Source organism: Solimonas variicoloris DSM 15731 (assembly GCF_000382285.1).
Classification (GTDB): Bacteria; Pseudomonadota; Gammaproteobacteria; order Nevskiales; family Nevskiaceae; genus Solimonas; species Solimonas variicoloris.
Map to the genome: position 1 here is coordinate 11914 of NZ_KB907935.1, position 25424 is coordinate 37337.

Sequence of the window (25424 nt, forward strand, 5' to 3'; positions counted from 1 at the left end):
CGCAATGTCTGCTTACGAAATCGTCCATCACGAATACGACGCGATCGTCGTCGGTGCCGGCGGCGCCGGTCTGCGCGCGACGCTGGGTCTGGCCGAGGCCGGCCTGAAGACGGCCAACATCACCAAGCTGTTCCCGACGCGCTCGCACACCGTCGCCGCGCAGGGCGGTATTTCCGCCGCGCTCGGCAACATGGGCCGCGACGACTGGCGCTGGCACTTCTACGACACCGTCAAGGGCTCCGACTGGCTCGGCGACCAGGACGCCATCCAGTACATGACGCGCGAGGCGATCCCCGCGATCATCGAGCTCGAACACTACGGCGTGCCGTTCTCGCGTACGCCGGAAGGCAAGATCTACCAGCGTCCGTTCGGCGGCATGACCACCGAGTTCGGCAAGGGACCGCCGGCGCAGCGCACCTGCGCCGCCGCCGACCGCACCGGCCATGCCATGCTGCACACGCTTTACCAGCAGTCGCTGAAGTGCAAGGCGCAGTTCTTCATTGAATACTTCGCGCTCGATCTGCTGACCGACGACGACGGTTCGATCAAGGGCGTGCTCGCCTGGGACATGGCGACCGGCCAGCTGCACCGCTTCCGCGCGCACCTCGTCATCCTCGCCACCGGCGGCTATGGCCGCGCCTACTTCTCGGCGACTTCGGCGCACACCTGCACGGGCGACGGCGGCGGCATGGTGCTGCGTGCCGGCCTGCCGCTGCAGGATCTGGAGTTCGTGCAGTTCCACCCGACCGGCATCTACGGCTCGGGCTGCCTGATCACCGAAGGCGCGCGCGGCGAGGGTGGCTACCTCACCAACCAGAGCGGCGAGCGCTTCATGGAACGCTATGCGCCGAGCGTCAAGGATCTCGCGCCGCGTGACATGGTGTCGCGCGCGATGGCGACCGAAATCCGCGAAGGCCGCGGTGTCGGCGAGGAAGCCGACCACATCCATCTGCACCTCGAGCACCTCGGTCCGGAAGTGCTGCACCAGCGCCTGCCGGGCATCTCCGAGTCGGCGAAGATCTTCGCCGGCGTCGACGTCACCAAGGAGCCGATCCCGGTGGTGCCGACCGTGCACTACAACATGGGCGGCATCCCGACGCTGTGGACCGGCGAAGTCGTCACCAAGCGCGACGGCAATCCGGACAGCGTCGTGCCGGGCCTGATGGCGGTCGGCGAAGCGGCCTGCGTGTCGGTGCACGGCGCCAACCGTCTCGGCTCGAACTCGCTGCTCGACCTCGTCGTGTTCGGCCGCGCCGCGGCGATCCGCGCCGCCGAGCTGGTCAAGCCGGATACCCCGCACAAGAAGATCTCGGGCGCCTCGGAAGAGCGCGCGCTCGCGCGTCTCGACGGCTTCCGCAACGCCAAGGGCGGCACGCCGACGGCGAAGATCCGCCTCGACATGCAGAAGACGATGCAGAAGCACTGCGCCGTGTTCCGTGACGGCCCGACGATGCAGGAAGGCATCGTCAAGCTCAAGGAAGTCATCAACAACTACCGTAACGACGTCCGGGTGTCCGACCGCGGCATGGTCTGGAACTCGGACCTGGTCGAAACCCTGGAGCTCGACAACCTGCTCGGCCAGGCGCTGCTGACGATCGTCGGCGCCGAGAACCGCCAGGAATCGCGCGGCGCCCACGCCCGCGACGACATCAAGGATCGCAACGACCAGGAGTGGATGAAGCACACGCTCGCCTGGCGCACCGGCGACACCGAGGTGAACATCGACTTCCGTCCGGTTCACCTGCAACCGCTGGACAACGAGGTGGAACACATTCCGCCCGTTGCCCGCAAGTACTGATCCTTTAGCCAGGAAGAACCAGCCATGGCTCAGTTTTCGCTCCCGCAGAACTCGAAGATCGACAAGTCCGCCGGCAAGACCTTCAAGGCGCCGGCCGGTGCCAAGAAGGTCAAGACCTTCAAGATCTACCGTTACGATCCGGAAACCAACGCGAACCCGCGCGTCGACACCTATGAAGTCGACATGGGCAGCTGCGGTCCGATGGTTCTCGACGCGCTGATCAAGATCAAGAACGAGGTCGACGCGACCCTGACGTTCCGCCGCTCGTGCCGTGAAGGCATCTGCGGTTCGTGCGCGATGAACATCGACGGCACCAACACGCTGGCTTGCATCAAGCCGTGCGAGGACATCAAGGGCGACGCCAAGATCTATCCGCTGCCGCACATGCCGGTGGTCAAGGATCTGGTGCCGGACCTCACGCACTTCTACGCCCAGCTCGCCTCGATCGAGCCGTGGCTGAAGACCGACACGCCGGCGCCGACGCGCGAGCGCCTGCAGTCGGAAGAGGACCGCGCCAAGCTCGACGGCCTATATGAGTGCATCCTGTGCGCCTGCTGCTCGACCTCGTGCCCGAGCTACTGGTGGAACGGCGACCGCTACCTCGGTCCGGCGATCCTGCTGCAGGCCTACCGCTGGCTCGTCGACTCGCGCGACGAGGCGACCGGCGAGCGCCTCGACGCGCTCGAGGATCCGTTCAAGCTCTACCGCTGCCACACGATCATGAACTGCTCGAAGACCTGCCCGAAGGGACTCAACCCCGCGAAGGCGATCGCCGAGACCAAGAAGATGCTCGTGGAGCGCAAGGTTTGATCGCAGTCGGCGTCATGTACAGGGGCGGCTTTGCCGCCCTTGTCGTTTGCGGGGGCGCGGCATGAGCGCGAACGAAGGCCGCCTGCGCTGGCTGCTGCGCCGTGGCATGAAGGAACTCGACGTGCTGATGGAGCGCTATTACGCGCACCGCTGGCCCGAGGCCCCGGCCGACGAGAAGGCCGCTTTCCTGCGCCTGGTCACGCTCGCCGAGGACCCGGATATCTGGGCCTGGGCGATGGGCTACGAAGAGCCGCCGCCCGAATATGTCGGCATCATCGAACAGCTTCGCGTCTACCGTTGACCTGCGCCTGCGCCCCTCGCTCGGGGCGCTGCGCGTGATCTTCGCGGTGCACGTTGCCGCGCTGGGGTTGCTGCCGCTGGCGATGCGGCCAGGCTGGCCGCTGGTGGTGCTGGTCGCCGCCTTCGGCGTCTCCTGGTTCTGGCTGCGCCATCATCCGGCGCTCGGTTTCGGCCCGCGCGCGATCACGCGCCTGGTCTGGCACGCCGACGGCGGTTGGAGCCTGTTCCGCGGCGAGCGCGAGATGCGCGCCGAACTTCAGCCGGACAGCCTCGTGCATCCCTGGCTGATGGTGCTGAACTTCCGCGATCCGCAGGGGCGGCGCTGCGCCCGGGTCATCGCCGGCGGCGAGACCGAGGCCGAGCCGCTGCGCCGCCTTCGCGCGCGGCTGAAGGTCGGCGCCTGAGGCCTCAGGCGCCGGTGCCGCGGCCCGGCAGGATCGTCGGCTTGGCCGCGTCGAGCGTCTGCGGGTAGTCCAGCGTGTAGTGCAGGCCGCGCGACTCCTTGCGCGCGAGCGCCGAGCGCACGATCAGGTCGGCGCAGGTGACCAGGTTGCGCAGCTCGATCAGGTCGGCGCTGACACGGTAGTTGCCGTAATACTCCTGGATCTCTCGCGTCAGCATCTCGACGCGGTGCTGCGCGCGCTGCAGGCGCTTGGTCGTGCGCACGATGCCGACGTAGTCCCACATGAAGGTGCGCAACTCCAGCCAGTTGTGGCTGACGACGACATCCTCGTCGGAGTCGGTGACGCGGCTTTCGTCCCAGGGCCGCAGGTTCTGCGGCATCTCGCGCTGCGGCAGCGTCGCGATCAGGTCGTCGGCGGCCGCCTTGCCGAACACCAGGCATTCGAGCAGCGAGTTCGAGGCCAGACGGTTGGCGCCGTGCAGGCCGGTGCAGGCGACTTCGCCGACCGCGTAGAGACCGTCAATGTCGGTGCGCGCCGCCAGATCGGTCAGCACGCCGCCGCAGGTGAAATGCGCCGACGGCACGACCGGGATCGGCTGCTTGCAGATGTCGATGCCGAGCGACAGGCAATGCGCGTGGATGCTCGGGAAGTGGTGCAGGATGAAGCTCGCCGGCTTGTGCGTGATGTCGAGGAAGACGTGGCGCAGGCCGAGCCGCTTCATCTCGTGGTCGATCGCGCGCGCGACGATGTCGCGCGGCGCCAGTTCGGCGCGCGGATCGAAGCGCGGCATGAAACGCTCGCCGGCCGAGCCGTCCGGGTTGACCAGGCGCAGCACCGCGCCTTCGCCGCGCAGCGCCTCGGAGATCAGGAAGTTGCGCGCGTCGCGATGGAACAGCGTGGTCGGATGGAATTGCATGAATTCCATGTTCGCGATGCGGCAGCCGGCGCGCCACGCCATGGCGATGCCGTCGCCGGACGCGCCGTGCGGATTGCTCGAATAGAGATAGACCTGGTTGGCGCCGCCGGTCGCCAGCACCACGGCCTTGGCGCCGACGGCGATCACGCGGCCGTTGGGGATGTCGTAGAGATAAGCGCCGAGCACGCGCCGCGCGGTCCGGTCGACGATCAGGTCGACCGCGCTGCAGAACTCACGGATGCGGATGTTGGGATGGGCGGCGGCGACGGTGGCCAGCGTGGTCTCGACGGCGCGCCCGGTGGCATCGGCGGCGTGCACGACGCGGCGATGGCTGTGGCCGCCCTCGCGCGTCAGGTGCAGGCGCTTGCCGCGCTCCTCACCGTCTTCCTCGGTGAAGGCGACGCCCTGTTCGAGCAGCCAGGCGATGCCGCCGGGGCCGCCTTCGACCGTGAAGCGCACCGCGTCTTCCTTGCAGAGCCCGGCGCCGGCGACCAGCGTGTCGCGGACATGGTTCTCGGTCGAATCCTCGGCGTCGAGCACCGCCGAGATGCCGCCCTGCGCCCAGAGCGTGCTGCCGGACTGCAGGCTGGTCTTGGAAACGACGACCACGCGGTGGCCGGCCTTGGCGAGGCGCAGGGCACAGCTCAGGCCGGCCGCGCCGCTGCCGATCACCAGGACTTCTGCTTTGTTCATGGACCGTTCGGGGGAGGAGAGGGGTACAATGACGGACTTTTTTGCGCCATCCGGTCCGAAAGCCGGGCGCTGCGGCCGCAAAGGCCGTGCGGCGGCGTGGCTCGAATCGTTATTCTGACGTGACGCGGGAGTGTAGCCGGTTTCGCTGGGTGCGAGACCGCGGAGAGCATGAGCGAGACCAGTACGGACGAACAGCTGGTGGTGCGCGCCCAGGCGGGCGATGCGCGGGCGTTCGAGCTGCTCGTGCGCAAGTACCAGCACAAGATCGTGCAGCTGGTCAGCCGCCTGGTCGGCGAGGCGGACGCGCCGGACGTCGCTCAGGAAACCTTCATCCGCGCCTACCGGGCGCTCAACGGTTTCCGCGGCCAGTCGGCGTTCTACACCTGGCTGTACCGCATCGGCATCAACACGGCGAAGAACTACATCGTCGCGCGCGGCCGCCGGCCGGCCGACCAGGACATCGACATCGCCGACGCGGAACTGTACGGCCATACCGAACATCTAAGCGATGTCGAGACGCCGGAAGCCGCGTTGCTGACCGATGAGATCCGCAACGCGGTGGCGGCGACGATCGCCAAGCTGCCGCCGGACCTGCGCAAGGCGATCACGCTGCGCGAGCTCGAGGGTCTGTCGTACGAGGAGATCGCCGAGATCATGGACTGCCCGATCGGTACCGTGCGTTCGCGGATCTTCCGCGCCCGCGAGGCGATCGACGCGGTGTTAAAGCCTTTGCTCGACTGATTTCGGGAGCCGGACATACCGTCTGTCTTCCGCCGGGGAACTTTCCCGGGAATTTGAGGTTAAGGGTATATTCAGCCCGTCCAGGTCTTCAGGGCCAGGTGCATCGGAATGTCGCAAGAATCGCTGTCCGCGTTGCTCGATGGTGAGTGTTCCGACCAGGAATTGGATGCGCTGCTCGACGCGCTCGACCGCTCGCCCGAGCTGAAGGCGCTGTGGAGCCGGCAGCAGGTCGCGCGTCAGGCGCGCGCCGGCGTGCCGATCCGCCGGGTCGATATCTGCGCCGCCGTCATGGCGCGCCTCGACGAGGCGCCTGACGCCGGGCACGGCAAAGTCGTCGAACTGGCGCGGCGCCGCCCGCGTCTGGCCTGGCGCCCGGCCGCCGGGCTCGCGGCCGCCGCCTCGGTCGCCGCCGTCGCCGTCACCCTGGGCCTCAACTTCGGCGCCGTGCAGACGGCCGGCGCGCCGGCCGCCAACGACATCGCCGCGGCGGTACCGGCTTCCGGACTGCAGCCGGTCGCCTACGGTGCTCCGACCGACAACGCCGTGGTCGACGAGGACCTGCGCAATTACATGATCGAGCACAGCAACACGCTGGCCGACCGTGGTGTGGGCGGCGCCCTTTCCTATGCCCGCTTCGCGGCCCGCGCCGCGGATGATTCCTTCGTGCAGCCGGTGGCGCTGACAGCCGGCGGGACGCCCTGATGCGGTCACTCGCTGTACTGGGGCTCGCCGCCGCCGGCTGGAGCCTCGCCGCCGCCGCGGCCGACCCGTCGGACTGGCTCGCCAAGATGAGCGAAGCCGCGCGCACGGCCAACTACCAGGGCGTGATCGTCTATCAGACGCAGAACCGTCTCGAGACGATGCGCGTGGTGCATCGCTACAAGAACGGCGACGAGGTCGAACGCGTGCAGACGCTGACCGGCGCGCCGCGCGAGATTCTCAAGCAGGGCAAGCAGGTGATCTGCCTGCTGCCGAAGGACCGCAAGGTCACGCTCGAATTGCCGACGCCCAAGGGCCTGTTTCCCGGCCTGACGCCGGAGCGCGTCGCGCAGATCGCTCGCTACTACGAGTTCCAGGATGTCGGCACGGCGCGCATCGCCGGCCGCAACTGCCGCGGCATCACCATCGCGCCGCGCGACCAGTTCCGCTATGGCTACGAGATCTGGGCCGACGCCGGCACCGCGGTGCCGGTCAAGGTCAACCTGATCGGCCGCGACAACCGCGTGATGGAACAGCTGATGTTCACCGAGATCGAGTTCCCGAAGACGATCCCGGACAGCGCGCTGCAGACCGAGCTCGATCCGCAGCAGTTCCAGAAGATCACGCGCGTGGTCGAGGATCCGCGGCCGTTCGATGCCGCCGACAGTACCGCCGACATGCAGTTCGCGAACCTGCCGCCGGGTTATCGCGTGACGATGCGCGACGTGCGGCCGACCGCCGATGGGCAGGGCGTCGTCGAGCACCTGCTGCTGTCCGACGGCCTGTCGGCGATTTCGGTGTTCAGCGCCCGCCGCAAGGTGCCGGCGCAGGCCTTCCAGGGGGCCTCGCAGATCGGCGCCATGCACGCCTACGGCCGCGTCGTCGGCCAGGTGCACATCACCGTGGTCGGCGAAGCGCCGTCGGAAGCCGTGCGCCTGATCGGCGAAAGCGTGCAGCCGGCGCCCTCGGCGCCGGTGCCGGCGCTGGACGGTGCCGTGCCGTCGGCCGCGACGCCGGCGCCGCACTGAGCGCCGCGTCGCCGGCGCGGTTTGAAATTCCGCGCCGAATCCTTTGAAATTCGAGCCTATTGCGTGCGGGACTCCCGCCGTGCGCCGGAGTCCATGCATGAAGCTCGCCGCCGTCCTGCGGCTGTCCCTCGCTCTGGCTGTGATGGCCGTCGCCGCTTGCCAGCGCGACGCCGGGCAGCCACCTGCCGGCGCCTACCCCGATTTCGCCGACCTCGTCGAGCGCGTCTCGCCGTCGGTCGTCAACATCAGCACGGTGCCGGCCGATGTGCCGCAGGAGCAGGCCCGCGCCGATGCCCGCGCCGACAGCGACGCCGATGCGCTGAAGAACGCGCCGGAGTGGTTCAAGCGCTTCCTCGAGGAGCACCCGGAGGAAGCGCCGGCGCCGGACGACAATGCCGATCTGCCGCCGGGTCCGCAGTCGCTGGGCTCCGGGTTCGTGCTGTGGAGTGACGGCTACGTACTGACCAATTTCCATGTCGTGCGCGACGCCAAGGAAGTGATCGTGCGTCTGCTCGACCGCCGACAGTTCACCGCGCAGGTGGTCGGCAGCGACGAGGCGACCGATGTCGCGCTGCTGAAGATTCCCGCCGAGGATCTGCCGGCCGTGAAGATCGGCGATGCCTCCCGGCTGCGTCCCGGGCAGTGGGCGCTGGCGATCGGCTCGCCGTTCGGCTTCGACTATTCGGTCACTGCCGGCATCGTCTCGGCCAAGGGCCGGGCGCTGATCACCGAGCAGTACGTGCCCTTCATCCAGACCGATGTCGCGATCAACCCGGGCAATTCCGGCGGCCCGCTGTTCAACATGGCGGGCGAGGTGATCGGCATGAACTCGCAGATCTACTCGCAGTCCGGCGGCTACCAGGGCCTGTCGTTCTCGATCCCGATCGACGTCGCCGCCAAGGTCGCGCGTCAGCTCAAGGACAGCGGCAAGGTCACGCGTGGCTGGCTCGGCGTCGTGGTCCAGGAGGTCGATCGCGATCTCGCCCAGCAGGCGCGCATGGACAAGCCCGAGGGAGCGCTGGTCGCGCGCGTCATCGCCGAGAGTCCGGCGGCGCGTTCGGGCATCCGCGAGGGCGACATCATCCTCAGCTACAACGGCCAGGAACTGCCCAGTTCGTCGGCGCTGCCGCCGATGGTCGGCATCACCGATCCGGGCACGGTCGCGACCCTGAAGCTGCGCCGCGACGGCAAGACGCTGACCGTGAAGGTCGACGTCGGTACTCTGGGGCCGGACGGCGATCAGCTGGATCTGACCGATGCGCCGGCGCCGGTGCCGGCCGGTCCGCTCGGACTGGTGGTGCGGCCGATGAGTGCCGACGAGCGCAGCAAGGCGCAGGTCGTCAATGGCGGCGTGCTGATCGTCAGCGTCGGCGACGGCCCGGCGGCCCGCGCCGGCATTCGCGCCGGCGACGTGCTGCTGCAGATTTCGGGACAGGAGATCGATACGCCGGACCGCCTTCGCGTCGTCGCCGGTCGCCTGACGCCGGGATCGAGCGTCCAGGCACTCGTGCAGCGCCGCGGCGCGCCGCTGTTCCTGACACTCGACGTGCCGGATACGGCGCCAAGCCCGTGATGCCGGACGCGCGCGCCGGCGCACCGGCGCCGTGGCTGCTGCTGTCGCGGCCCGACTGCCATCTCTGCGAGGCTTTCGAGGAAGCGCTGCAGGCGCATCTGGGGGCGGCACTGCCGCCGCTCGAGCGCGCCTGCGTCGACGCACGCGGCGAGTGGCGGATGCGCTACGGCCAGCGCATTCCGGTGCTGCTCGACGCCGACGGCCGGGTGCTGGCCGAGGGCGTGTTCGAGCCGGCCGACTTCGAGCGGGCGCGGCGCGGCCCCGGCCTCTGCTGAGCGGGCCCCCGCGGCCGGCAAACGCTATACTGCGCGATCTTCCGCTGACCTCCCCGCAACAGCCGCCGCCTTCCTGGCACGGCTTTCAAAGAACACACTTCCGACCTTTCCGTGCGTCAGGATCACATTCGCAACTTCTGCATCATCGCGCACATCGACCACGGCAAGTCGACGCTCGCCGACCGCTTCATCCAGCTGACGGGTGGCCTCGAAGCGCGCGAGATGCAGGCCCAGGTGCTCGACAATAATCCGATCGAGCGCGAGCGCGGCATCACGATCAAGGCGCAGGCGGTGCAGCTGCACTATCGCGCGAAGAACGGCGAGCTCTATCAGTTCAACCTCATCGACACGCCGGGACACGTCGACTTCTCGTACGAGGTCAGCCGCTCGCTGGCCGCCTGCGAAGGCGCGCTGCTGGTCGTCGACGCCTCGCAGGGCGTCGAGGCGCAATCGGTCGCCAACTGCTACACCGCGCTCGAGCAGAACCTCGAGGTGCTGCCGGTGCTCAACAAGATCGACCTGCAGAACGCCGAGCCCGAGCGCGTCTGCGACGAGATCGAACAGGTGATCGGCATTCCGGCGACCGACGCGCTGCGCATTTCGGCCAAGACCGGTCTCGGCGTGCCGGACGTGCTCGAAGCCGTCGTCGAGAAGCTGCCGCCGCCGAACGGCGATCCGGAAGGCAAGCTGCAGGCCTCGATCGTCGACTCGTGGTTCGACAACTATCTGGGCGTCGTCTCGCTGGTGCGCATCTTCAACGGCTCGGTTAAGAAGGGCCAGAAGATCCGCGTGATGTCGACCGGCAAGGACTACGAAATCACGATGATGGGCGTGCACGCGCCCAAGCGCGTGTTCAAGGACCAGCTCGAGTGCGGCGAGGTCGGCTTCATCGTCGCTGGCATCAAGGACATCTTCGGCGCGCCGGTCGGCGACACGCTGACGCTGGCCAGCAACCCCTGCGCCGAGGCGCTGCCCGGCTACCGGCAGGTGCAGCCGCGCGTGTTCGCCGGCATGTTCCCGGTCGACGCCGACGATTTCGAGGACTTCCGCGAATCGCTGCAGAAGCTGCGCCTCAACGATTCGGCGCTGCAGTTCGAGCCGGAGAACTCGACGGCGCTGGGCTTCGGCTTTCGCATCGGCTTCCTCGGCATGCTGCACATGGAAATCGTGCAGGAGCGCCTGGAGCGCGAGTACAACCTCAACCTGATCACGACCGCACCGTCGGTGGTCTACGAGGTCGAGAAGAACGACGGCGAGGTCATCAGGGTCGACAACCCGGCCGAGCTGCCGGAGCCCGGCTTCATCAATGAGCTGCGCGAACCGATCATCAACGCCCGCATCCTGATGCCGCCCGATTACGTCGGCTCGGTCATGCAGCTGTGCATGGAAAAGCGCGGCGTGCAGAAGAACCTGCGCTATCTCGGCAGCCAGGTGCAGATGGAAGTCGAGATGCCGATGGCCGAGGTCGTGCTCGACTTCTTCGACCGCCTGAAGAGCGTGTCGCGCGGCTATGCCTCGTTCGAGTACGAGTTCGTGCGCTTCCAGGCGGCCGATCTGGTCAAGCTCGACGTGCTGGTCAACGGCGACAAGGTCGATGCCCTGGCTTCGATCGTGCATCGCGACAGCGCCTATCCGCGTGGCCGCGATCTGTGCGAGCGCATGCAGGAAGTCATCCACCGCCAGATGTTCGACATCGCCATCCAGGCGGCGATCGGCGCCAAGATCATCGCCCGCTCGACGGTCAAGGCGCTGCGCAAGGACGTCACCGCCAAGTGTTACGGTGGCGACACCTCGCGCAAGAAGAAGCTTCTCGAAAAGCAGAAGGAAGGCAAGAAGCGGATGAAGCAGGTCGGCTCGGTGGAAATTCCGCAGGAAGCCTTCCTTGCGGTGCTGGGCGTCGAAAAGAAAAAGTAGTCACTCACGACAGACACGGACTCGAAGACAGGCCATGCAGGGGATACATTGGGATTTCGCCGTCATCCTGACGGTGCTGACGCTGGTGACCGGCGTCGTCTGGCTGCTCGACAAGCTCTGGCTCGGCCCACGCCGGCGCGCCAAGCTGGCGCTCGACGCGGTCGATCAGCCGAGCAGCTTCGTCGATTTCTGCCGCTCGTTCTTCCCGGTGATCTTCGCCGTGCTGATGCTGCGCTCGTTCGTCGCCGAGCCGTTCCGTATTCCGTCCGGCTCGATGATCCCGACGCTGCTGGTCGGCGACTTCATCCTCGTCAACAAGTTTACTTACGGCCTGCGCGATCCGGTCTTCCACCACAAGTTCGTCGAGCTCGGCGAACCGCAGCGCGGCGACGTCGTCGTGTTCCGCTGGCCGGTCGATCCGACCAAGGATTTCATCAAGCGCATCATCGGCCTGCCGGGCGACCACATCGTCTATCGCAACAAGCAGCTGTTCGTGAACGGCGAGCCGGCGACGCTGGATCCGGACGGCGCCTATACGGCGCCGGGCCTGCCACCGCCGGGCGTCGTCTACCGCATGAAGGAGCACCTGGGCCCGGTCGAGCACGACATTCTCGTCAATCCGGGGCGTCCGGCCGATGACTTCGAGTTCATCGTGCCGCCGGGCGAATACTACGCGATGGGCGACAACCGCGACGGTTCCGACGACAGCCGTCGCTGGGGCACGGTGCCGGAGCGCAATCTGGTCGGCAAGGCCTTCTTCATCTGGATGTCGTGGGACAGCGACCGCACCCGCGTCGACTTCTCGCGCATCGGCGGCAGCGTCCGGTAAGCTTGCGTCGCGCAAACGGGAGGGGTTCTATGCGTTCGCTACACCGTCAACGGGGCCTGGGCTGGTTCGGGCTGCTGTTCGTGCTGGGCATCATCGCTTTCGCGGCGATCGTTGCCGTCAAGACCATGCCGATGTACCTGAATCAGATGAAGGTCACCTCGGCGATCAACAAGATCGCCGCCGATCCGGACAACGCCAACGCCGATCCGACGTCGATCCGCAGCGATCTGCAGAGGTACTGGGATATCGACGACGTGCAGTACCTGGCGGTGTCCGACGTCAAGATCAAGCGCTCCGAGCGCGGCCGCTTCATCAGCTACGACTACGAAGCGCGCGAGCGGCTGTTCTACAACATCTACATCGTCATCCACTTCGCGGCCGACGTGCCGCTGGCGAACGTACAGTCTTGACGAAAGCGGTCCAGAAGCTCGAGCAGCGGCTCGGCTACCACTTCAACGATGCGTCGCTGCTGTCGCAGGCGCTGACGCATCGCAGCGTCGGTCATCTCAACAACGAACGCCTCGAGTTCCTCGGCGACGCGCTGGTGAACTTCGTCGTCGCCGACGTGCTGTTCCGCGCCAAGGCCAAGGCCGAGGAGGGCGCACTGTCGCGTCTGCGCGCCAGCCTCGTGCGCGAGGAAACGCTGGCCCTGCTGGCGCGCGGCCTGGAGCTCAGCGAGGCCTTGACGCTCGGCGAGAGCGAGCTGAAGTCCGGCGGCTTTCGCCGCGACTCCATCCTCGCCGACGCCTTCGAGGCCATGCTCGGCGCCGTCTATCTCGATGGCGGTTTCGCGGCCGCGCGGGACGTCTGCGAGCGGCTGTTCGCGGCGCTGCTCGCGGATCTGCCGGACGCCGACGCGCTCAAGGACGCCAAGACGCAGCTGCAGGAGTGGCTGCAGGCCCGCGGCCGGCCGCTGCCGCGCTATGAGGTGATCGAGGAAAGCGGACCTCCGCATCGCCGCCGCTTTCACGTGCGGGCCAGCCTGTCCGACGCCGAGACCGCCGCCGACGCGCACGGCTCCAGCCGCCGCGCCGCCGAGCAGGACGCCGCGCGCGCGCTGCTGCAGGCCTTACAATCCGCCCATGCGTAGCGCCGCCGCGGGACGGCGCCACGTCCATCGCGCCGGCCTTGCCGGCCGGCGTCATGAATTCAACGGAGCAGGTCTTGCATAGCGGCATCGTGTCCATCGTCGGGCGGCCCAACGTGGGGAAATCCTCCCTGCTCAATGCGCTCGTCGGCCGCAAGGTCAGCATCGTCTCGCACAAGCCGCAGACGACGCGGCATCGCATCCAGGGCGTCGTCAACCGCGATGCCGGGCAGATCGTGTTCGTCGACACGCCGGGCCTGCATCGCCGCGAGACGCGCAAGCTCAATCGCGTGATGAACGAGCAGGCGGCGGCGAGCCTGTACGACGTCGACCTGATCGTGCTGGTCGTCGAGGCCGGGCGCTGGACCGACGAGGACGAGGCGGTGCTCAAGCGCCTCGATGGCGTCGAGGCACCGGTCGGACTGGTCGTCAACAAGGTCGACCGCATCGAGGACAAGGCGGCGCTGCTGCCGGAGCTGCAGAAGCTCTCGGCGCTGCGCGATTTCGCGTTCGTCGTGCCGCTGTCGGCGCTCAAGCGCAACAACGTCGATGCGCTGCTCGGCGAGCTGTTCCAGCGCCTGCCGGACGGTCCGCCGCTGTATCCGGAGGACCAGATCGTCGGCTATGACGACGCCTTTCTGGTGTCCGAGATCGTGCGCGAGAAGCTGACGCGCAATCTGCATCAGGAACTGCCGTACTCGCTGACCGTCGGCGTCGAGCAATACGAGCGCGAAGGCCGCCTCGACCGCATCGAGGCGGTGATCTGGGTCGAGCGCGAAGGCCAGAAGAAGATCGTCATCGGCGAGGACGGCGAGACGCTCAAGCAGGTCGGCACCAGTGCCCGCCGCGAACTGGAGCGTCTGCTCGGGCGCAAGGTTTTCCTCAAGCTCTGGTGCCGCGTGCGCGAGAACTGGAGCGACGATCTGAAGGCGCTCAAGCAGTTCGGTCTGACCGGCGAATAGAGGCGCTCCGGCAATGCGCCGCGCTGCGGTGCCGCATGGCCTGCCGACGCGCCGAACGGGCGCGAATCGACCGACCCTGAGGACCTGATGCGCGCGCGCGCTTCGCTCGAACCGGCCTATCTGCTCAACCGCAGGCCCTATGGCGACAGCAGCCTGCTGCTTGAAGCCTTCACGCGCGAGCACGGCCGCATCGGCCTGATCGCGCGCGGCGCGCGGGGTGCGAAGTCCAAGCTGCGTGGCCTGTTGCAGCCGTTCGAGCCGCTGCTGCTGAGCTGGCATGCCGGTGGCGAGCTGGCCACCCTGAGCGGCGCCGAGAGCGCCGGCCCGCCGCTCGGCGTCGAGGGCGAGCGCGTGTTCTACGGCTGGTATCTCAACGAGCTGCTGCTGCGTCTGCTGCAACGCCAGGATGCTCATCCGCTGCTGTTCGATGCGTATGTGCTGACCGTGCAGCAGCTGCCCGGCGAGGCCGGCCATGCCCAGGACGCGCTGCGTCTGTTCGAGAAGACCCTGCTCGCCGAGATCGGCTACGGCCTGCTGCTGCCCGACGATCTGGACGCCGCCCGCCGCTATCACTACGACCCGGACATGGGGCCGCGGCCGGCGGCCGATACCGACGCCAGCGCTTACGCGGGCGCCAGCCTGATCGCGCTGCGCGATGAGCAGTTCGATACGGCACAGGCGCGCGGCGACGCGCGGCGGCTGCTGCGCACGGCGCTCGCCGTGCATCTCGGCCCGCGGCCCTTGCAGACCGCGCAGCTGCTGCGCGAGATGCGCGGCGTTCGCGAGCCGGGCGGCCCACCGCCGCGATCCCCGGCGGTGTGAACTGGCCCTAGAATGGCCGTCCCGATTTCCGCCTCACGCCTTCGGATCCGACCCGCCATGTCCTCGCGCCGCGCGCCTCCCGCCATCCGCCTCGGCGTCAACGTCGACCACGTCGCCACGATCCGCCAGGCACGCGGCACCGCCTATCCCGATCCGGTCGAGGCGGCCAAGCTCGCGCTCGCCGCCGGTGCGGCCAGCATCACCCTGCACCTGCGTGAGGATCGTCGCCACATCCAGGACCGCGACGTCGCCGCGCTGGTCGCGCACGACGCGCGCATCGTCAATCTGGAAATGGCGGTGACCGAGGACATGCTGCGCCTGGCCTGCCGCTGGAAGCCGGCCTGCGTCTGTCTGGTGCCGGAAAAGCGCGTCGAGCTGACGACCGAAGGCGGCCTCGATGTCGCCGGTCAGCTCGACGCCGTGCGCGACGCCTGTGCGCGGCTGGCGCGCGCCGGCATCCAGGTCGCGCTGTTCATCGATGCCGATCCGCTGCAGCTCAAGGCGGCGCGGCGCAGCGGCGCGCCGCATCTGGAAATCCATACCGGGCGCTACGCCGATACGCGCGGCCGCGCGCAGACGGCCGAGCTGCAGCGCATCGCCACATTCGCGCGCACGGCGCGGCGCGCCGGTTTCGAAGTGCACGCCGGCCACGGCCTGACGGTCGACAACGTCGGCGCGATCGCGCGCATCCCCGACATCGTCGAACTCAACATCGGCCACGCGATCGTCGCGCGCGCGCTGACGCTCGGGCTGCCGGCGGCCGTCGCCGAGATGCGCCGCGCGATGCACGAGGCGCGCGCCGCATGAAGGCGGCGGCGCCGTCGTTCGTGTCCGGGGTGTACGGCATCGGTGTCGACGTGCTGCGCGTCGAGCGCATGCAGAAGTTGCTCGACAAGCACGGCAGCAAGCTGCTGCTGCGCCTGCTGGCGCCGCGCGAGCTGCGCGAGGTGCGCGCGCGCAGCAACCGCGCGCGCGCGCTGGCGATGTGCTGGGCGGCCAAGGAAGCCTTCGTCAAGGCGCTCGGCACCGGCTTCGACGGCATCGGCTGGCGCGAGGTCGGCGTGATCCGCGAGGCGAACGGCCGGCCGGTGCTGATCTACGACCGCAAGATGCGCGCGCGACTCAAGGCGCTCGGCATCGGCGCCGCGCATGTCTCGCTCAGCGACGACGGCGGCCTGGTCTGCGCTTACGTGATCCTCGAACGCGCCTGACGCGCCTGACGCGCCTGACGCGCGCCGCGGCGTTCAGGCCGAGTGGTGCATCGCCGCGAGCGTGTCGTCGACGGCGGCGCGCACGCTGTCCAGTTCGCGTCGCGCGGCCGGCCCTTTCTTCAGCGAGTCGGCGTGGCGCAGCCATTCCTCGACCGCGGCCGTGGTCTGCCGCAGCTGGGCGAGGTGATAGAACGCCGCGGTGCCGCGCAAGGTGTGCGCGGCCTCGCGGGCGCGTTCGAGCTCGCCGGCCGAGAAGGCCTTCTCGAGTTCGGCGAACTGCAGCGGCAGTTCCGCCTTGAGCAGGGCCAGCAATTCCGGATCCCGGGTCAGCTTGGCGGCGGCGTGGCGCGGCCGCTGCGAGTTCGGCGTCAGCGCGGCGAGCAGCTGCGAATCGTCGAACGGCTTGATCAATACCGCGTCGGCGCCGGCATCGAGGAAGGCCTGGCGCTCGTCCGGATCGAGATGGGCGCTGACCGCGAGGATGCGGCAGCGCGTCGCTGCGCCGCCCTCGGCTTCGCGAATCGCGCGTGCAGCGCCGGGACCGTCGAGCTTGGGCATGTGCGCGTCGATCAGCGCGATGTCCGGGCGCTCGTCCTGCCAGCGCTCGAAGGCGTCGCGGCCGTCGACGGCCTCCGAGGTCTTCAGGCCCAGATGCGCGCACAGCGCGGCGAGGTAGCGGCGGTTGGCAGCGTTGTTATCGGCGATCAGCGCATGGCGGCCGGCGAGCGGCAGGGCGCTGCCGTCGTGGTCGCTGAGCAGGCGGGCGATGTCCTCGTAGAGCCGCTTGCGCGTCACCGACTTGGGATGGCACAGCGTTGCGCCGGCCTGGCGGATCTGTTCGAGCACCGGCGGCGACACCGAATTGACGAGCACCACGGTCGAGGTCGTGCCGCGGCTGCGCTGCAGCAGCTCGGCGATCGCCGGCTGTTCGACGTCGCGCGGCATCAGGCCGAGCACGACCAGCGCCGGGCGGCGTTCGACCGCGGTGTTGAACAGCGCCTCGGACAGCGCCTCGGCCGATTCGAAGCCGTCGACCGACAGGCCCCAGAACTCGAACCAGTGCCGCCAGGCCAGGCGCGCCGCGGCGTGCGGCTCGTAGAGCCAGACGCGGTGTTCGCCGAGCGGTTCGTCGTCGTGCGGCGCCGATTCGGCGGCGGCGATCAGCTTGAACGGCAGCAGCACGCTGAAGGTCGAGCCTTTGCCGACCTCGCTGTCGAGGCTGATCTCGCCGCCCATCAGCTCGGCGAGCTTGCGCGAGATCGACAGGCCGAGGCCGCTGCTGCCGACCTGCGTGCCGCCGATCTGGCGGAACGGCTGGAACAGGCGCGCGCGCGCGTCTGGCGCGATGCCGATGCCGGTGTCGGAGACCGCGAAGCGCAGCCAGGTGCGGCCGGTTTCCTCGCGTTCGCCCATCACGCGCAGCACCACGGCGCCGCGCGGCGTGAACTTGATGGCGTTCGACAGCAGGTTGGTGAGGATCTGGCGCAGGCGCTGGCTGTCGCCGCGCAGCTCGCGCGGCACGTCGTGGTAGATGATGCGGACCAGCTCCAGCTCCTTCTCGTAGGCCAGCGGCGCGAGCAGGGCGATGGTGCTCTCGACCACCTCGTAGAGGTCGAAGCGCAGTTCGTCGAGCTTGAGGCGGCCGGCTTCGATGCGGCTCCAGTCGAGCAGGTCGTTGATCATCGACAGCAGCGCGCGCGCCGACTTGTCGAGCGTGTCGAGGTGCTCGCGCTGTTCGTGGTCGAGCGGCGTGCGGCGCAGCAGATCGGCGTAGCCGAGAATGCCGGTCAGCGGCGTGCGCAGCTCGTGCGACATGCTGGCCAGGCGCTCGCTCTGGGCGCGCGCTTCGTCCTGCTCGCGCGCCGCGGCGCCGCGCAGTTTCTGGTTCTGCTCGGCGTACTCGTCGCGCTCGCGCTTGAAGCGCAGCGTCTGTTCGGCGACGCGCGCGTCGAAGCCGGCGCGCAGCTCGGCGTACTGCTGGGCGACGCGGTTGAGGTCGCGGGCCAGATCCTGGGCCAAGCCGGGCAGGTCGTCCGGCGCGCGCACTTCGAGGCGGCCGCTGGCCAGGGCGCGCAGCGTCAGGCCGATCGCGCCGAACGCGCGCCGCGCGGTGCGCACGAAGGCCAGCGCCAGCGCCAGGCCGGCGACGGCGACGCTCAGCGCCAGCATCGTGCGCAGCAGCGGCGGGATCTGCATCGGGCCGCTCCAGGTCGTCAGCGCCACGGTGAAGGCGATGCCGACCAGCGCCAGGAACGCCCAGGCACCCGGCAGCAGACGACGGCTGTAACCACGCTCGGCTTCGCGCAAGCTTTAGGCCCCCTCGTGCAACTCGCGTAAAATTCGGCACATGACCTATGCAACCCTGGCCGATTTTATCGGCAATACGCCGCTTGCCCAGCTCAAGCGCCTGCCCGGCGTCGGCAACAACACCCTGCTCGTCAAGCTGGAGGGCAACAATCCGGCCGGCTCGGTCAAGGACCGGCCCGCCTATTCGATGATCCGGCGCGCCGAGGAGCGCGGCGAGATCCGTCCGGGCGACGTGCTGATCGAGGCGACCAGCGGCAATACCGGCATCGCCCTGGCGATGGCGGCGACCGTCAAGGGCTACAAGATGGTGCTGATCATGCCCGAGCACCTGTCGGTCGAGCGCCGCGCGGTGATGAAGGCGTTCGGCGCCGAGCTGATCCTGGTCAGCAAGGCCGAGGGCATGGAGGGCGCGCGCGACCTCGCGCTGAAGATGCAGGCCGAAGGGCGCGGCAAGGTTCTCGACCAGTTCGCCAATCCGGACAACCCGCGCGCCCACTACGAGGGCACCGCGCCGGAGATCTGGAAGGCGACGCAGGGCCGCATCACCCACTTCGTGTCGAGCATGGGCACGACCGGCACGATCATGGGCTGCTCGCGCTACCTCAAGGAGCAGAACCCCGGCGTGCAGGTGATCGGCGTGCAGCCGGACGGCGAATCGTCGATTCCCGGCATCCGCAAGTGGCCGGAAGCCTATCTGCCGGCGATCTTCGACCGCTCGCGGGTCGATCGCGTCATCGAGGTCTCGGCGCAGGACGCCGAGGACACCATGCGCCTGGCCGGCACCCGCGAGGGCCTGTTCTGCGGGCCGTCGTCCGGCGGCGCGCTGTGGGCGGCGCTGCAGCTGTGCCGCGAAGTCGAGAACGCGACGATCGTCAGCATCGTCTGCGACCGCGGCGACCGCTACATCTCGACCGGCGTCTTCCCGTCGTGAGCGGGCGCCCGCCATTCGCCGAACCGGTACTGGTCTTCGATATCGAGACCATCCCGGATCTCGACGGCGGCCGCCGCATCTTCGGCCTCGACGGCATGGGCGACGCCGAGGTCTGGGCGGCGATGCAGAGCCTGCGCCGCGCCGAGAAGGGCAGCGACTTCATGCCGGGACACCTGCAGCGCGTGGTCGCGATCTCGGTCGCGCTGCGCCATCAGGACGGCTTCAAGTGCTGGTCGATCGGCGACGAGAGTGCCGAGGAGGGCGAGCTGATCCAGCGCTTCTTCGACGGCGTCGAAAAGTACCGGCCGATCCTCGTCTCGTGGAACGGTGGCGGCTTCGATCTGCCGGTGCTGCACTACCGCGCGCTGGTGCACGGCTGCACGGCGCCGCGCTATTGGGACACCGGGCACTTCGACCGCGAGGCGAAGTGGGACAACTACCTCGGCCGCTACCAGTTCCGCCATACCGATCTGATGGACGTGCTGGCGCTCTACACCGGCCGCCAGAACGCGCCGCTCAACGAGATCGCCCTGCTGCTCGGCTTCCCCGGCAAGCTCGGCATGGACGGCTCCAAGGTTTTCGACGCCTACCGCGCCGGCGATCTGGCCGGCATTCGTGCCTACTGCGAGACCGACGTGCTCAATACCTGGCTGGTTTATCTGCGCTTCGAGCTGATGCGCGGGCGCCTGACCCACGAGCAGCACGCGCGCGAGGAAGCGCGCGTGCGCGAGTTCCTCGAGGCCAGCGACGCCGCGCACTGGTCCGAATTCTCCGACGGCTGGCTCGGCGCCTGATCCTTCCCGTGCGCAAGAAGAAACTACCGCCGGCGGGCGAGTTCACCGCCGATATCATCGATTTCGACCACGAAGGCCGCGGCTTCGCGCGCATCGACGGCAAGGCCACCTTCATCGCCGACGCGCTGCCCGGCGAGCGCGTGCGCTTCCGCTATCTGCGCGTCGCCAAGGACATCGCCGAGGGCCAGTGCGTCGCCGTCGAAACGCCGTCGCCGCACCGCGTCGCGCCCGGCTGCGCGCACTTCGGCGTCTGCGGCGGCTGCTCGATGCAGCACCTCGCGCCCGAGCAGCAGATCGCCTTCAAGCAGAAGCAGCTGCTCGACCAGCTGGAGCGCAGCGGCAAGGTCGTGCCGGGCGAAGTCGCGGCACCGATCGTCGGGCCGGTCTGGGGTTACCGCCGCCGCGCGCGGCTCGGCGTCAAGGACGTGCCGAAGAAGGGCGGCGTGCTGGTCGGCTTTCGCGAGCGCGAGTCGAGCTTTCTCGCCGCGCTCGACGCCTGCCAGGTGATCGACCCGCGCGTCGGCCTGAAGCTGCGCGAGCTGGGTGCGCTGATCGGCACGCTGTCGATCCGCCAGCGGGTGCCGCAGATCGAGGTCGCCTGCGCCGCCGACGTGGTCGCGCTGGTGCTGCGCGTGCTGCAGCCGCCGAGCGAGGCGGATCGCGAGCAGCTGCGCGCCTTCGCCGCACGCGAGGGCTTCGACCTCTACCTGCAGAGCGGCGGCCCGGACAGCATCCGGCCGCTCGACGCGGCGCGGACGCTGCAGTATTCGCCGGACGCCTCGGCGCTGTCGCTGCACTTCGAGCCGACCGACTTCATCCAGGTCAACGGCCACATCAGCCAGCAGACCGTCAATCAGGCGCTGGACTGGCTGGAACTGGCGCCGGGCGAGCGCGTGCTCGAACTGTTCTGCGGCCTCGGCAATTTCTCGCTGCCGCTGGCGCGGCGCGGCGCGCAGGTGCTGGCCGTCGAGGGCGAGGCGGGACTGGTGCAGCGCGCCCGCGACAACGCGCAGCGCAACGGCCTCGACATCCGCTTCGAGAAGGCCGATCTGTTCTCGGCGAGCGGCGATGAATCCTGGCTGCAGCCGGCGTTCGACAAAGTGTTGCTCGATCCGCCGCGCGCCGGCGCCAAGGAGATCCTGCCGATCGTCGCGCGCCGTAAGCCGAAGCGCATCGTCTACGTGTCCTGCCATCCGGGCACGCTGGCGCGCGATGCGGGCCTGCTGGTGCATGAGTTCGGCTACCGGCTGCTGCGCGCCGGCGTGATGGACATGTTTCCGCACACGAGCCATGTGGAGAGCATGGCGGTGTTCGAGCTGGCGCCGGCACGCAAGGGCGCTTGATGGCTCGGACCAACGGCCGTGCCGGTTTCCCGACCCGCCAGCTGCGGCGGCACGGGGCGCGGCTGTGGCTCGCGCCTGGCGCCGCAGATGCTCGTTCTTCTGACGCGGTGCCTGATCGGGCTTTTGGTTTCGCGCTGAGGCGCGAGTCACTTCTCTTTGCTTGTGCAAAGAGAAGTAACCAAGAGAAACACACCCCTGGCTTACGCGCCCTCGCTGCGCTCGGGTTCCCTGCGATGCTCGCCGGCCCGGCCGGCGCTGAAACTCGCGGTGCTGCGCACCGCTCAAACAGTCAGCGCCGGACAGCCCCGGGCCGACTGCGCTTCTCGGCGCTACGCAAAGGGGAACCAGAAGAAAACAGCAAAGCCCGCTTGGCGCGAGACTCTGCTGTTGCCTTTGCCGTTCGGGTCCCCTTGGGCCGCACCGAGCAGCGCAGCGCGCGCAGGGAATGGCCGGCCAGGACGGCCGGCCAAGTCGTCGTCGCGGCAGGGATGCCGCGTCGGCGACGGTCCCGAGCACGTGAGCAGCGCAGGGCACTTCGCGCAGCGAAGTGCGGCCCCAGGGGTGTGCTTTCTTTTGCTTACTTTTCTTTGCACAAGCAAAGAAAAGTGAGGCGCGCGATAGCGCGAAACGAAAGTTTTACCGAAGCCATCATGCTCGGAGAACTGGACTGATGCCGCTCGAAATCGAACGTAAATTCCTCGTCGTCGGCGACGCCTGGCGGGCCGCGGTGACGCGCTCGCTGGACATGCGCCAGGGCTATCTGACGCGCGAAGGCCAGGCTTCGGTGCGCGTGCGCCTCGAAGGCGACGACGCCAAGCTCAACATCAAGGCCGCCGTCGTCGGCAGCGCGCGCGCCGAGTACGAATACGACATTCCGCCCGACGAGTGCCGCGAGATCCTCGCCACGCTGTGCGTCGGCCGCGTCGAAAAGACCCGCCATTACCTGCCGGCATCGGGCGCGCCGGCGGGTACGGTATGGGAGATCGACGAGTTCGTCGGCGACAACGCCGGTCTGATTGTCGCCGAGATCGAGCTGCCGTCGGTGGACGCACCGTTCGCGCGTCCCGCCTGGCTCGGCCGCGAGCTGACCGACGATCGCCGCTACTACAACCACTATCTGGCGCTGCATCCGTACGCCAGCTGGCCGGCGGCCGAGCGCGCGTGAGGATCGACGTCGACATCGGCGCGCAGCGTCTGCGTCTCTACGACGGCGCGGCGCTGCTGCGCGAGTATCCGGTTTCGACCGCCGCCAATGGCGCCGGCGAGATCCAGGGCTCCGGCTGCACGCCGCGCGGCCGCCATATCGTGCGCGCCCGGATCGGCGCCGGCCTGCCGAGCGGCGCGGTATTGCGCGCGCGGCGCTGGACGCGGGAAGTCTGGTCGCCGGCGCTGCATGCGCACCATCCCGGCCGCGACTGGATCCTGTCGCGCATCCTCTGGCTGTCCGGCTGCGAGCGCGGCCGCAACCGCCTCGGCTGCGTCGACACCTTCCGCCGCTACATCTATGTGCACGGCACACCGGACGTCGAGCGCCTCGGCCAGCCGGCCTCGCACGGCTGCGTGCGCATGCGCAACGAAGACGTCATCGAATTGTTCGATCTTGTTCCCGCAGGTACCGAAGTTGAGCTCCACGAATAACACTCCCAGCCGCGCCGCGCCGCGGACGCGCAGCCGGCTGCTCGGCCCGCTGATGATCGACGTCGGCGGCCTCGAGCTGACGGCTGAGGATCGCGAGCTGCTCTGCCACCCGCTGGTCGGCGGCGTGATCCTGTTCACCCGCAACTACCGCGATCCGGAGCAGCTGAAGAAGCTGTGCGACGATCTGCTCGCGCTGCCGCGCCAGCGTCTGCTGCTGGCCGTCGACCACGAGGGTGGCCGCGTGCAGCGCTTCCGCGTCGGCTTCACGCGCATCCCGGCGATGCGCACGCTCGGCCAGCTCTACGCCGAGAAGCCGGTGCGGGCGCTGGCCGAGGCGCGCCTGCAGGGCGAGACCATCGGCCGCGAACTGTCCGCCTACGGCATCGACCTGTGCTTCGCGCCGGTGCTCGACATCGACCACGGCCTCAGCCAGATCATCGGCGACCGTGCGTTCGGCGATCGCAGCGAGGTGATCGTCGAGCTGGCGCGTGCGTTCCGCGCCGGCCTCAACGGCCAGGGCCTCGCCGCCACCGGCAAGCATTTTCCGGGGCACGGCGCGGTCACCGCCGACTCGCATCACGAGCTGCCGGTCGACCGCCGCCGCGAGGAGGAGATTCGCGCCACCGAGCTGAAGCCGTTCAAGGCCCTGATCGAGGACGGCATCGAATCGCTGATGATGGCGCACGTGCGCTACACCAGCGTCGATACGCAGCCGGCCTCGCTGTCGAAGCGCTGGGTGCACGACATCTTGCGCCAGGAACTCGGCTTTCGCGGCGCGATCTTCTGCGACGATCTGTCGATGGGCGGCGCCGCCGTCGTCGGCGACATGGAGGCGCGCGCGCACCTGGCGCTCGAGGTCGGCAACGACATGCTGCCGGTCTGCAACGATCGCGCCGCGGCGATCCGGCTGATCGACGCGCTGGCCCGCGATGTGACACCGGACCGCGCCGCGTCGGCGCGACTCAAGAAGCTCTATGGCCGCCACGGCCGGGAAACCCCATGACCGATCTCCATCAGGAAGCACTGACCGTGCTCGACGAGGCCGACGTGCTGCACGACGCCGCCGCCGTCGCGAAGGCCTACGACGAACTCGCCGCGCAGATCACGGCGCGCTACGAGAAACTCAACCCGGTCATCCACTGCGTGATGAACGGCGGCCTGTACGCGATGGCGGAGATCACGCGCCGCCTGAACTTCCCGTTCGAGATGGATTACTTCCATGCCAGCCGCTACCGCGGCGCGACGACCGGCGGCGGCCTGGTCTGGAAAGTGCAGCCCAAGCCCGAGAAGCTCAGCGGCCGTCACGTGCTGGTGATCGACGACATCCTCGACGAAGGCCACACGCTGGCGGCGATCCGCGCTGCGCTGACGCAGTTCGAGCCGGCCTCGCTGGCGATCGCCGTGCTGCTGCGCAAGCGTCACGACCGCTGCGCGCCGGGCGCGCAGGCCGAGTACATCGGTCTCGAAGTCGGCGACCGCTACGTGTTCGGCTGCGGCATGGATTACAAAGAATACTGGCGCCAGCTGCCGGCGATCTACGCCGTCAAGGGCATGTGAGACGCGGCCCGGCCTTGACCCGGCCGGCAGGAATCGGACTGATGAGCACGAACATCGCAGTGATCGGCGGCACCGGCATGAACCAGTGGCCGGGCCTGGACATCGAGCGCCGCCTCGTGGTCGACACGCCGTACGGGCCGGCCAGCGCGCCGCTGCTCGAAGGGCGGATCTACGGCACGCGCGCCATCTTCCTCGCGCGCCACGGCGAGGGCCACAAGATCCCGCCGCACGCGATCAACTACCGCGCCAATCTGTGGGCGCTGCAGCAGGCCGGCGTGCAGTCGGTGATCGCGATCGCCGCGGTCGGCGGCATCGCGCCGTGGTTCAAGCCGGGCGAGATCGCGGTGCCGGCAGATCTCGTCGACTACACCTGGGGCCGCGAGCACAGCTATTCGGACGGCCGTCCGGGGTCGACGCTGCAGCATGCCGAGTTCGCCGAGCCATACGCGCAGGCGCTGCGCCGCGCGCTGATCGAGGCCGCCGCGCGCGCGGCGACGCCGCTCGCCGGCGAAGGCGTGCTGGCCGTGACCCAGGGACCGCGACTCGAAACGGTCGCCGAAATCCGCCGCTGCGCGCGCGACGGCTGCGACATGGTCGGCATGACCGGCATGCCCGAGGCCGCGCTGGCCCGCGAGCTGGGACTCGACTACGCCTGCCTCGCGGTGTCGGTGAACTGGGGCGCCGGCGTGCAGGGTGTCGGCGACATCCACGCCGAGATCGCGCAGTCGATCGAAGCCGGCATGGCCAAGGTGCGCGCCGTGCTCGCTGCGGCGCTGCCGGCGCTGTGAATCC

27 protein-coding genes are annotated in these 25424 nt (G+C 68.8%); 25 read left to right on the forward strand and 2 right to left on the reverse strand.

Annotated features, from left to right (window positions below; all coding sequences use genetic code 11):
- Window positions 1-4: 4 nt before the first annotated feature.
- The 4 genes from sdhA (at window position 5) to H149_RS20885 (ending at window position 3312) form a co-directional block, all read left to right on the forward strand.
- Window positions 5-1798, forward strand: coding sequence for a succinate dehydrogenase flavoprotein subunit (sdhA, locus tag H149_RS0112725; protein ID WP_020650144.1), 1794 nt, complete (start codon window positions 5-7; stop codon window positions 1796-1798).
- Window positions 1799-1822: 24 nt separating this feature from the next.
- On the forward strand, window positions 1823-2608 hold the full coding sequence (locus H149_RS0112730; protein WP_020650145.1) for a succinate dehydrogenase iron-sulfur subunit: 786 nt from the start codon (window positions 1823-1825) through the stop codon (window positions 2606-2608).
- Between the two features lie 61 nt (window positions 2609-2669).
- Window positions 2670-2909 (forward strand): FAD assembly factor SdhE, encoded by a 240-nt coding sequence (locus tag H149_RS0112735; RefSeq protein WP_020650146.1) that lies wholly within the window; start codon window positions 2670-2672, stop codon window positions 2907-2909.
- Entirely contained in the window at window positions 2872-3312 is a 441-nt protein-coding gene (locus H149_RS20885; RefSeq protein WP_154654793.1) for a protein YgfX, read from the forward strand. The genes H149_RS0112735 and H149_RS20885 overlap by 38 nt, the downstream gene beginning before the upstream one ends.
- 4 nt (window positions 3313-3316) lie before the next feature.
- Here the strand turns inward: H149_RS20885 and nadB are convergent, their stop codons facing one another.
- Window positions 3317-4921 carry an L-aspartate oxidase gene (gene nadB / locus H149_RS0112745; RefSeq protein WP_020650148.1) on the reverse strand — a complete coding sequence of 535 codons (1605 nt, stop codon included), beginning with the start codon at window positions 4919-4921 and terminating at the stop codon, window positions 3317-3319.
- A gap of 168 nt (window positions 4922-5089) precedes the next feature.
- On the opposite strand from nadB, the gene rpoE reads away from it, so the two are divergent.
- From rpoE to acpS, 13 genes are all read left to right on the forward strand, one after another.
- The gene (gene rpoE / locus H149_RS0112750) at window positions 5090-5662 is read left to right on the forward strand and encodes an RNA polymerase sigma factor RpoE (protein WP_020650149.1); all 573 of its coding nucleotides are present in this window, start codon (window positions 5090-5092) and stop codon (window positions 5660-5662) included.
- A 108-nt stretch (window positions 5663-5770) separates the two neighbouring features.
- Window positions 5771-6364, forward strand: a complete 594-nt coding sequence (locus tag H149_RS22250) for a sigma-E factor negative regulatory protein (protein WP_020650150.1) — start codon at window positions 5771-5773, stop codon at window positions 6362-6364.
- On the forward strand, window positions 6364-7389 hold the full coding sequence (locus H149_RS0112760) for a MucB/RseB C-terminal domain-containing protein (protein ID WP_020650151.1): 1026 nt from the start codon (window positions 6364-6366) through the stop codon (window positions 7387-7389). The genes H149_RS22250 and H149_RS0112760 overlap by 1 nt, the downstream gene beginning before the upstream one ends.
- A gap of 97 nt (window positions 7390-7486) precedes the next feature.
- On the forward strand, window positions 7487-8962 hold the full coding sequence (locus tag H149_RS0112765; RefSeq protein ID WP_020650152.1) for a Do family serine endopeptidase: 1476 nt from the start codon (window positions 7487-7489) through the stop codon (window positions 8960-8962).
- Window positions 8962-9237: a glutaredoxin family protein gene (locus tag H149_RS20895; protein ID WP_051101862.1), complete on the forward strand. Its 276-nt coding sequence runs from the start codon at window positions 8962-8964 to the stop codon at window positions 9235-9237. Before H149_RS0112765 ends, H149_RS20895 begins: the two co-directional genes overlap by 1 nt.
- Window positions 9238-9348: 111 nt before the next feature.
- The gene (lepA, locus tag H149_RS0112775) at window positions 9349-11151 is read left to right on the forward strand and encodes a translation elongation factor 4 (protein WP_020650154.1); all 1803 of its coding nucleotides are present in this window, start codon (window positions 9349-9351) and stop codon (window positions 11149-11151) included.
- A gap of 34 nt (window positions 11152-11185) precedes the next feature.
- Window positions 11186-11980, forward strand: a complete 795-nt coding sequence (lepB, locus tag H149_RS0112780; RefSeq protein ID WP_020650155.1) for a signal peptidase I — start codon at window positions 11186-11188, stop codon at window positions 11978-11980.
- Between the two features lie 29 nt (window positions 11981-12009).
- Window positions 12010-12390: a DUF4845 domain-containing protein gene (locus tag H149_RS0112785; protein ID WP_020650156.1), complete on the forward strand. Its 381-nt coding sequence runs from the start codon at window positions 12010-12012 to the stop codon at window positions 12388-12390.
- Window positions 12387-13070, forward strand: coding sequence for a ribonuclease III (rnc, locus tag H149_RS0112790; protein ID WP_020650157.1), 684 nt, complete (start codon window positions 12387-12389; stop codon window positions 13068-13070). The genes H149_RS0112785 and rnc overlap by 4 nt, the downstream gene beginning before the upstream one ends.
- A 53-nt stretch (window positions 13071-13123) precedes the next feature.
- Window positions 13124-14029 (forward strand): GTPase Era, encoded by a 906-nt coding sequence (era, locus tag H149_RS0112795; RefSeq protein WP_020650158.1) that lies wholly within the window; start codon window positions 13124-13126, stop codon window positions 14027-14029.
- 87 nt (window positions 14030-14116) lie between these two features.
- Window positions 14117-14851 carry a DNA repair protein RecO gene (recO, locus tag H149_RS20900; protein WP_020650159.1) on the forward strand — a complete coding sequence of 245 codons (735 nt, stop codon included), beginning with the start codon at window positions 14117-14119 and terminating at the stop codon, window positions 14849-14851.
- A gap of 57 nt (window positions 14852-14908) precedes the next feature.
- Window positions 14909-15658, forward strand: a complete 750-nt coding sequence (gene pdxJ / locus H149_RS0112805; protein ID WP_020650160.1) for a pyridoxine 5'-phosphate synthase — start codon at window positions 14909-14911, stop codon at window positions 15656-15658.
- Window positions 15655-16062: a holo-ACP synthase gene (acpS, locus tag H149_RS0112810; protein ID WP_020650161.1), complete on the forward strand. Its 408-nt coding sequence runs from the start codon at window positions 15655-15657 to the stop codon at window positions 16060-16062. Before pdxJ ends, acpS begins: the two co-directional genes overlap by 4 nt.
- A 33-nt stretch (window positions 16063-16095) precedes the next feature.
- Here the strand turns inward: acpS and H149_RS0112815 are convergent, their stop codons facing one another.
- Window positions 16096-18369, reverse strand: coding sequence for a hybrid sensor histidine kinase/response regulator (locus H149_RS0112815; protein WP_020650162.1), 2274 nt, complete (start codon window positions 18367-18369; stop codon window positions 16096-16098).
- A 40-nt stretch (window positions 18370-18409) separates the two neighbouring features.
- On the opposite strand from H149_RS0112815, the gene cysM reads away from it, so the two are divergent.
- The 8 genes from cysM (at window position 18410) to H149_RS0112855 (ending at window position 25420) form a co-directional block, all read left to right on the forward strand.
- Window positions 18410-19300, forward strand: coding sequence for a cysteine synthase CysM (gene cysM, locus H149_RS0112820; RefSeq protein ID WP_020650163.1), 891 nt, complete (start codon window positions 18410-18412; stop codon window positions 19298-19300).
- Window positions 19297-20094: a 3'-5' exonuclease gene (locus H149_RS0112825; protein ID WP_020650164.1), complete on the forward strand. Its 798-nt coding sequence runs from the start codon at window positions 19297-19299 to the stop codon at window positions 20092-20094. The genes cysM and H149_RS0112825 overlap by 4 nt, the downstream gene beginning before the upstream one ends.
- A gap of 8 nt (window positions 20095-20102) precedes the next feature.
- Window positions 20103-21437, forward strand: coding sequence for a 23S rRNA (uracil(1939)-C(5))-methyltransferase RlmD (gene rlmD, locus H149_RS0112830; RefSeq protein ID WP_020650165.1), 1335 nt, complete (start codon window positions 20103-20105; stop codon window positions 21435-21437).
- Window positions 21438-22107: 670 nt separating this feature from the next.
- Entirely contained in the window at window positions 22108-22602 is a 495-nt protein-coding gene (locus H149_RS0112835) for a CYTH domain-containing protein (protein WP_020650166.1), read from the forward strand.
- Window positions 22599-23075 (forward strand): L,D-transpeptidase family protein, encoded by a 477-nt coding sequence (locus H149_RS0112840; protein ID WP_020650167.1) that lies wholly within the window; start codon window positions 22599-22601, stop codon window positions 23073-23075. Before H149_RS0112835 ends, H149_RS0112840 begins: the two co-directional genes overlap by 4 nt.
- Window positions 23059-24078 carry a beta-N-acetylhexosaminidase gene (gene nagZ / locus H149_RS20905; RefSeq protein ID WP_245540517.1) on the forward strand — a complete coding sequence of 340 codons (1020 nt, stop codon included), beginning with the start codon at window positions 23059-23061 and terminating at the stop codon, window positions 24076-24078. Before H149_RS0112840 ends, nagZ begins: the two co-directional genes overlap by 17 nt.
- Window positions 24075-24632, forward strand: coding sequence for a hypoxanthine-guanine phosphoribosyltransferase (locus H149_RS0112850; protein ID WP_020650169.1), 558 nt, complete (start codon window positions 24075-24077; stop codon window positions 24630-24632). The genes nagZ and H149_RS0112850 overlap by 4 nt, the downstream gene beginning before the upstream one ends.
- A gap of 41 nt (window positions 24633-24673) precedes the next feature.
- On the forward strand, window positions 24674-25420 hold the full coding sequence (locus tag H149_RS0112855) for an S-methyl-5'-thioinosine phosphorylase (protein WP_020650170.1): 747 nt from the start codon (window positions 24674-24676) through the stop codon (window positions 25418-25420).
- The last annotated feature ends 4 nt before the right edge of the window (window positions 25421-25424 follow it).